Origin of the sequence: Acinetobacter sp. V2, from assembly GCF_001188385.1 — a bacterium.
GTDB classification, from domain to species: Bacteria; Pseudomonadota; Gammaproteobacteria; order Pseudomonadales; family Moraxellaceae; genus Acinetobacter; species Acinetobacter oleivorans.
Genome location: NZ_JZFB01000001.1, coordinates 84,971 through 93,224, shown reverse-complemented (window position 1 = coordinate 93,224; position 8,254 = coordinate 84,971). Strand labels below are relative to the sequence as shown.

Here is an 8,254-nt window from a genome sequence, read left to right as displayed (position 1 = left end):
CACTCTTAAAATGAGTGCTAAAAACAGGCATGCAAAAGCGGCACAAGAGGTGTGCTCGCCTATCTCGGTTTTATTGTTGCTATGATTTTTTAGTCGTAACGATTCTTAAGGTGTAGAAAACCTAGAGTCGATTAAACTTATTTATAAACTGTTTATACGGTATAAATAGAGAAACTTTGGCAAAGGCCAAAAATTGAGAAGAATTAGTACGCATAGCGGACTCCTTTGGCTATAAAAGAAGTTTCACCGCATTACTGCTAAATAATGGTGGCGAAACGAAAGAGGGTTAGCAGACTGGAGCCAAAGAATCCAGCACACCCGAAGGTGTCCCCCTCCCGTTCCGCCGCAGAGGGGGCACGCAGGGATTTCCACAAAAAAGTTACTACTTTTTCGTGTACTTTGGCTGATGGTCTGCTAAAACCAACTGGCAATGTGGCCAGCACGCAAAGGATAGTATTGGCTCTTGTTGGCGTCAAGCGTGTGAAATGACAATCGTATTAAAATAGATCATTAAAAAGTTAGGATAAATAATTCAAATTTTTTGTTAAAAATTGGTTTATAAAACAAAGAAATTGACCATCAAAAATGGACTGATATTTATAAAAAAAGAATATAGCTTTCATGCTTTATTAATTTAATAGCTACATAGCAAACCATAGATTAGCTTTAGAGATGAATTATGTATTGGCTTATTTTAAACATAAGTCTTTTTAGCGTAACGAGAATAGTAAAAAGGGATATACTTAAAAAAACTAGCCCTTATTAGAGCTAGTTTTTCAATCTTCACACAAATAAAAACTTATCAGCCTACCAGATCATTTACCCCTAGATGGGCAAATTTACCATTTATGGTACGACCATCATCTAACTGCACATTTTTAAATTCAATGGTTCCTTCTGATTCATTGACAGTTACACCGGTACAATGATCATTTGTCAATTTACAATTCCATTTCAAATGAATATTTACATTCAATTGATCCTTTTTAGGTCTTTGATACGCTACATTTGCTTTTTTAGTAATAGTATCGTATTTCACCGTAAACTCGAGATCAGATTTATGATCTCTACTCATAAAACGAAAATATTTACTTTCATTTTCTGCATATGCAGCTGCCGCAACTGTCTCATCAATTTTAAAAACTTCACTTCCTACTGTAACTTGCCCATAAGGAATTTTTTTCTCGAAACCACCTGAGACCTTTAACTCTGGAGATGCAACATATTCAATAGGGTTAGTAAATGAATTATTGATAAATTTAAAGGTAGTTAGACCATTTTCATAATCTGTATTTAATGTAAAATCCCGATTAAAATATCCTTTGTATATATAAACTTCTTTAGGCTGTTCATTACTAAAATAATTTCCCTCTGTTAATATGAACCTATCATGTTCAAGATCCAGAGGATTAGAAAAGTTAAAATAATATTCTTTATCTGTGTTAAAAGTTAAGACAGAACTGGTTGTCCAATTCATAAATCTTTGTATTGTCGCCAGCTTACCATTAACGACTAAATCTGATTTAGCTGGATATTCATTAAAACGTTTCGTGTTCCATACTGGCCAATCAGAATTTACTTCAAATTTAATAGAACCTTTAATTTTGGCAGTCGAAGCAAAGTCAATATTATTTAAACGCCCTGATACAGCACCATTTGCGCTTATAATAAAGTAAGTTTTACCATCACTTTGTTTTTCGAACTTATAAGAGAATGTATCACTACATGAGTTTCGGCATTGGACAGCCAAATGCCCTTTATCATTCTCTGAATAGCTAAAAACCCCAACTTTATCACCTTTGGGATAAAAATAAAGACCAGCCAAATTGTTAATATGTGCAGACAAATCATTACTTGGAGTAAGAATCTCTAAATCCCACATACTATTATTTGAAGCGGATGCCTCAATTACACTGTTTGTATGAAATGGTGAGAACTTAATAGTTGAGTTATTAGTAACTCCTGAATTTTCAATTTCAAAATAGCCATGTGCCAAATCTGGGCTTAATACAGATGCTTCTACAATAGGCTTCGGTACATCTGTATCTGATGTCGCTGAACCACCACCTCCACCACATGCAGCTAAAAGAATAGAAAAAAGTGCTAAGGGTAATAATTTTGTTTGATTATGAAGCATATAAATCCTTATTAAAAAATAAAAAACTAACTATTTATTTGATAAAGTTAATGTTTAGTTATTTTTATATACTTTAAGATTATTTCGCAAGGTATAAGTGCTTATTTATTGTACCAACAAAAACTTTTAAAAATAAAGATTAGAGCAATGAAATTGTTTTATTCTCAACATAGATACAATATTATTTATATACAATGGCTGACAAAGTGGTGAAAAGTCAGCTTTAAAAACATCTAACTCTCTAAAATTAAAATTTTCATCAATCAGAAAACTAGTATTAACAGGGATATTATCAATATCTTGATAGTTGATCTGTATATCACCTGCTTTCAGTATCACCTCCCTATTTGAATCCTCATATAATATTTTTATTGAGCCCATGCCCCCATCATCTATCGCTTCACAATAAAGATCAGTTAAGGGCTTTAGCAGTCTGACAGGCAAATTAGATTGACCTATTAATTTGTTAATAATATAAATTTCTTGTTCTGTTAATTTTCTCATATTTGAATTAACTCTTAATCTACAATTTCTCGGCTAGATGCCAATGAATATTATATAAATTCAACTCATCAAGATAACTACAATTAGCTTTTTTTACGATGATACAACCTACGATAATTTTATAGTTTTAAGAGTCATGTTCATCTTCATTTTTTGATATTTTTTCCGGCTTCCCGCAATGAGAGCATTGTTTTCTGAAGATAAAACTTAGCCCATTGACAAAAGAACCTAGATCATTCATGAAAAAGCCACATTTACACCAAGGGCATATATCGTTAGCTAGCAACTTAAACATCAAAAATAATATGATAGGAATCATGGTTATCGGAAAATAAATAGATAAGTACTTTTCATCTACTCTTGCTAGCATCAATACAATAATAACAACTGATGGAAATACTAATACTGAGAATACAAAGTTTCTACGTAAACGCATTAATCGCAAGTATTTCTGCATTTTCTCATCGACAAATTGCTTTTCCATTTATATTCCCAATTATTTTTTACTTCTAGGGTCATTAGGACCAAATTGGCAGGTATCTTTTTGATGATCCCATGCCCCTCCTGAGTCAGCACATCCATCTTTCGTAGCTGCATTGTCAAAGAATTTATTTGCAATAAATTCGATCATACCCAACAAGATAACAAATATTAGAAATAGGACAATAAGCCATTTAAGTATTTTTAATATTTTCATTTCACTCACCAGATACAGATAGAATAATTTAAATTCAATTACTTAAACTTATTTTCACTACTTAATCTAAGCAAAAAAACACCTACCAATATTCCAACAAAATATGGCCTATAGAAATACACCCAATTTTCGTCAGAGATAACCAAAGAAAAGACATTGCCCCATAGCCCGAATAGGAAAACAGAAACTATTGCAAAAAACATCGAAACAATTGAAAGGAAAGGATTAGTTAGAAGGTCTTTAAGGAGTATATAAACTTTATCATATAAAAAGACAAAGACTGCTCTATAGTAGCGCCCAAAAATAGCTCCAGAAAAAGCACCTAACAAAATGATCATAGGAATAGACTCAACCATTTTATTGCTCCAAATGAGAGGGGCTTAGCTCTTTAATACAAATATTAGATTGTCTAAGATTTTTTAATCTAAACAATTTACATGACATCATGTCGAATAGCCCATGCAACCAAAACTAAAATAAACGTAATAAGTGAACTTAAAGATGAAGATATCAATAAAGACAGAAGTGCTAAGTGATTAGGACCTTCTATAGTAAAAAATTGTGCATTGGTCCAATCTTTAGGAAATAAAATTGCTAAAACAAATAGAGTGATAATAAAAAATGATAAAAACCATATTGGCGCTAAATAGCGAAGCTTCCACCCTGCTTTAACTACAAAATAGCCAATGCCATATAAGAATATAAAAAAAATTGCAAAACCCAATATAGACATAGTACCTTCTTTTAAATAATAACTTACTAGTCAAAACGTTAATTTAGAAAACCTTATTACGAATACTCCACACTACAATAACTAGTAGCAATGTTAATAAAGTTGAAGACATACCTGCCACAAAAAACAAATCTACTGCTCGCCAATTTAAGGATATCCTTCCATCCATAAAGAATTGGATATATCTTCCTTTACAATAAAATAGTAATAAAAACCCCAACCAAACAATTATAAATGTTGAAATAAAAGAGAAGGAAGCCAAATATCTGATCTTCCATTCAGTTTTAGCTATAAAATATCCAATGACATGTGAAATTATAAAAAAAATAGCGAAACCCAATATAGACATAGCACCCTCTTTAAGATTATTTTTATATTAACCACTTATCTATCATTTAAAACTATTATTCTTCGGATAAAATCCAAAAAATCCGGATCCAACTACCCATCCAAATAAGTATATAAACTTACCAATTTCTGTTATTCCACCACTAAGAATATGCCACAACATCAATCCTCCTGTTAAAATTAGAGAGAATAAAATAAAAAACAAAATAGCTAAAAGAAAAAAGACAATGTATTTATTTAAAAATTCATCGACCACAGATATAAAAAGAGATAAAGACTTTTGAATTAAAAATATAGTGTATCGCCCAATAAGTACACCCACGAAAAAAGTAAGTATTAGAATAAATATTGACACAGTTTAAGTTATTCCTTTTTTAATATTAAAATAATTTTCTATTTCTCATTATAGTTCCCAACAAGAGATAGAACTTCATTTCTTTTCATTTGCTTATCAATTTTTATTAAGCATTTAATATGCCAATTTTTATTATTGTTATTAAAAAATAAGATTTAATAGGAGTTAAGCAACCTAAAACCACTCAACTCCTTACAAATCCTTTCTAATCCATCAACTTTTTACGGCGATACAACCCACAATTTCCAGAAAATAGCGCTGCCAATAAACAAGTAATAATCGCATAAGTGGCAACATTCATTCCAAATAGCTCAACAGCTAAAATAATAGACGTTAATGGTGCTTTACTTGCCCCGGAAAACAGACTCACCAAGCCTAAGCCTGCAAGCAATGAAATTGGTAGATTTAAAACCGCCCCTAAAGCATTACCTAATGTCGCACCAACATAGAACAACGGCGTAATTTCACCACCTTTAAAACCTGAACCTAAAGTAATAGCGGTAAAAACGGTCTTGTTAAAAAAGTCGTAAAACTCAATCGGTACATAAAAAGATGCAATGATTTTATCTGTGCCCAAACCATTGTATTGCTGATGCGCAGTGAACAACGTAAGTAGCATAATCACAATACCGCCAACCATAGTTCTTAATGGCAAATAGCGAATGTACTTATAAAAGACATCACTCGCCAAATGAATGGCAGCAATAAAGAAACGTGCAGCTAAACCAAAAACTAACCCTGCCACAATTAAACTCATGAGCGTGCCAAAATGAATGGCTGGAAACTCGCTAATGACATAATAAATATGCGGATGAACAATATCGAATAGTTCAGGGATGGTCGATGCAATAAGCGCCGACACAAAACATGGGAAAATGGCTGAATATCTTAAGTTACCTAAAGCTGTAATTTCCAAACCATAGATTGCACCTGCCAGAGGTAAACCAAACACCCCTGCAAAGCCAGCACCAATACTCGCGATTAAACAGATTTTTCGGTTGTCTTCCGAGATTTTTAATATATGGCTTAAGTGGTCAATTAAGGCACCCGAAAGCTGAACCGCTGGTGCCTCACGCCCTGCCGAACCACCAAATAACTGCGTTAAAATTGAGGTGATAAAAATGATGGGACTCATTCGTTTCGGAATAAAGGACTTAGGCTGGTGAATTTCATCAATGAGTAAATGAGTTCCCCGTTCAATCGGCGAACCATATTTTTTAATGAGATAACCAATACCAAACCCAATAAAAGGCAAGAAATAGATGAGCCAATGATGCAGACTTCGGACTTTGTTTGAAATATCAAAGGCAACAAAAATTAAAGTCGAAGCTAACCCTGCCACGACTCCAATCACAATCGAGATGACGAGCCAATAGACACTGTATTTTAGAATTTGATCATATTCAGATGAAGGTAGAATTTTCATTCGCGTTCTTCAATTAGCCTTTAAAATGGATGATAAATTCTCAATTTTTTTATGCAGCCAGCTCATTAAGTGAGAAATGCTTAAACTGGGCTAAAAATTAAAGCTCGCATAGGCGAGCTTTCAATACAGTGATTAATTTTGATATCACCAAACAGGGCGAAATATCTCATAACCCTTTCTGGCTTTCAAGTTGAAAATGGTTAACGAGTACTATGAAAATAGCTGACTGAGTTAATAAATAAGCATTTGATTTGACCCGATCAAACTAAAAACAAAATCAGGCCAAATCATTTATTCAAAACTTAATTAATGCTACCAATCATAGTTTCTGCATGACAGGTTGCGCCCTTCTCTGCGCTCATCTGAATAACGCCACTGCGATGCGCCAGTACCTGCACTTCCATTTTCATAGCTTCCATAATGGCAACCACTTGGCCTTCGGTGACTTGCTCACCATTTTCGACTTTCCAAGCGCTAATCACACCATTAATTGGGGCAAGTAAATGCTCGACACTCATTTCTGGTTCAGCGGTTTGGGCTTGAACTGCGGTTGCTGGGCCTTGTGCAAACATGCCCGCAGGTAAACCTAAACGGTGTAACTTGCCATCAATTTCAATGTAGCTGAGCAACATCGGTTGCTGATGGTTTGGAATGCCGCGTTTAGTCGGTTTCAACTCTTGTTTAAAGTCATTTTCGATCCAACGCGTGTGTACATTAAATTCATCTGTAAAGTCAGATTCATTAAGTACCGCACGGTGGAAGTCTAAAACAGAAGCCACACCTTCAATTTTAAATTGCTTTAATGCACGTTTGGCGCGAGCAATTGCAATTGTACGAGTTGGACCAGTCACAATCAGTTTTGCCATGAGTGAATCAAAGTGACTAGACACCAATGATCCCGTGCGAACACCTGTGTCGACTCGCACACCATGACCAAACGGCGCTTCAAATAAACTCAACACACCAAAGGCCGGAATAAACCCGCGGGCTGGGTCTTCGGCATTAATACGAAACTCGATGGCATGACCTTGTGCTTTTGGTGTTTCTTTAATAGAAAGCACTTCACCTTGTGCCACACGAATTTGCTCAACCACCAAATCGACTTTTGAGGTTTCTTCAGTCACTGGGTGCTCAACTTGCAAACGCGTGTTTACTTCTAAAAATGAAAGCTTGCCGTCACGACTCAGTAAATATTCAACTGTTCCCGCACCCACATAGTTTGCAGCCTGACAAATGTTTTTTGCCGAGGTTAAAATTTGTTGATAAATCGCATCGCTAATAAATGGTGCTGGCGCTTCTTCGACTAACTTTTGGTTACGACGTTGCAACGAGCAATCACGTGTACCCAATACCACAATATTGCCATGTTGGTCGGCAATCACTTGCGCTTCTACGTGGCGCGGTTTATCGAGATATTGCTCGACAAAACATTCACCACGACCAAAGGCAGCTTTTGCTTCACGTACTGCCGACTCATAAAGCTCTTGAACTTCTTCGAGTTTCCACGCAACTTTTAAGCCGCGGCCACCGCCACCAAACGCCGCTTTAATGGCAATCGGTAAACCATATTGCTTAGCAAACTCTAAAGCTTCCTCTGCATTATTAAGTGGGTCTTGCGTACCCTGAACTAACGGCGCACCCACCGAAGCAGCAATTTTACGTGCTTCGATTTTATCGCCGAGTTTTTCAATCGCACTTGGTGATGGCCCTACCCATTTTAAGCCCGCATCAATCACAGCTTGGGCAAATTCGGCGCGTTCAGATAAAAAGCCATAACCCGGATGCACCATAGTCGCTTTCGATTTCTTTGCAACTTCAATAATCGCAGGGATATTTAAATAGGTTTCACTGGCAGTTGCGCCAGCCAAGCCCCATGCTTCATCTGCAAGTTCGACATGCATGCTGCCAATGTCATCATCTGCATATAACGCGACCGAAGAAATTCCCATGTCACGGCAAGCATGGATAATACGAACGGCAATTTCACCACGGTTAGCAATCAATAATTTTTCTGTATTCATCTTTCATTCTCAAAATCTGTAAATTCGGCAATT

Annotated in this window: 8 protein-coding genes; all 8 read right to left on the bottom strand. The window is 35.4% G+C overall.

Features of this window, described 5'->3' with window-relative positions; genetic code table 11:
• Positions 1-802: 802 nt before the first annotated feature.
• The 8 genes from UC75_RS00465 to UC75_RS00420 all read right to left on the bottom strand — a co-directional run bounded on the left by UC75_RS00465 (position 803) and on the right by UC75_RS00420 (position 8,221).
• A complete protein-coding gene (locus UC75_RS00465; RefSeq protein ID WP_049836331.1) occupies positions 803-2,137 on the bottom strand; it encodes a hypothetical protein in 1,335 nt (444 codons plus the stop codon).
• A 126-nt stretch (positions 2,138-2,263) separates the two neighbouring features.
• Complete coding sequence (locus UC75_RS00460; protein WP_049836330.1) at positions 2,264-2,641, bottom strand: DUF6984 family protein; 378 nt, start codon at positions 2,639-2,641, stop codon at positions 2,264-2,266.
• A 127-nt stretch (positions 2,642-2,768) separates the two neighbouring features.
• Complete coding sequence (locus tag UC75_RS00455; protein WP_049836329.1) at positions 2,769-3,125, bottom strand: hypothetical protein; 357 nt, start codon at positions 3,123-3,125, stop codon at positions 2,769-2,771.
• Between the two features lie 12 nt (positions 3,126-3,137).
• Positions 3,138-3,338 carry a hypothetical protein gene (locus UC75_RS00450; protein WP_049836328.1) on the bottom strand — a complete coding sequence of 67 codons (201 nt, stop codon included), beginning with the start codon at positions 3,336-3,338 and terminating at the stop codon, positions 3,138-3,140.
• A gap of 38 nt (positions 3,339-3,376) precedes the next feature.
• Positions 3,377-3,694, bottom strand: coding sequence for a hypothetical protein (locus UC75_RS00445; protein ID WP_049836327.1), 318 nt, complete (start codon positions 3,692-3,694; stop codon positions 3,377-3,379).
• Positions 3,695-3,771: 77 nt separating this feature from the next.
• Positions 3,772-4,071, bottom strand: a complete 300-nt coding sequence (locus tag UC75_RS00440) for a hypothetical protein (RefSeq protein WP_049836326.1) — start codon at positions 4,069-4,071, stop codon at positions 3,772-3,774.
• Positions 4,072-4,979: 908 nt separating this feature from the next.
• On the bottom strand, positions 4,980-6,200 hold the full coding sequence (locus UC75_RS00425) for a chloride channel protein (protein ID WP_049836323.1): 1,221 nt from the start codon (positions 6,198-6,200) through the stop codon (positions 4,980-4,982).
• Positions 6,201-6,502: 302 nt separating this feature from the next.
• Entirely contained in the window at positions 6,503-8,221 is a 1,719-nt protein-coding gene (locus UC75_RS00420; protein ID WP_049836322.1) for an acetyl/propionyl/methylcrotonyl-CoA carboxylase subunit alpha, read from the bottom strand.
• Positions 8,222-8,254 lie beyond the last annotated feature (33 nt).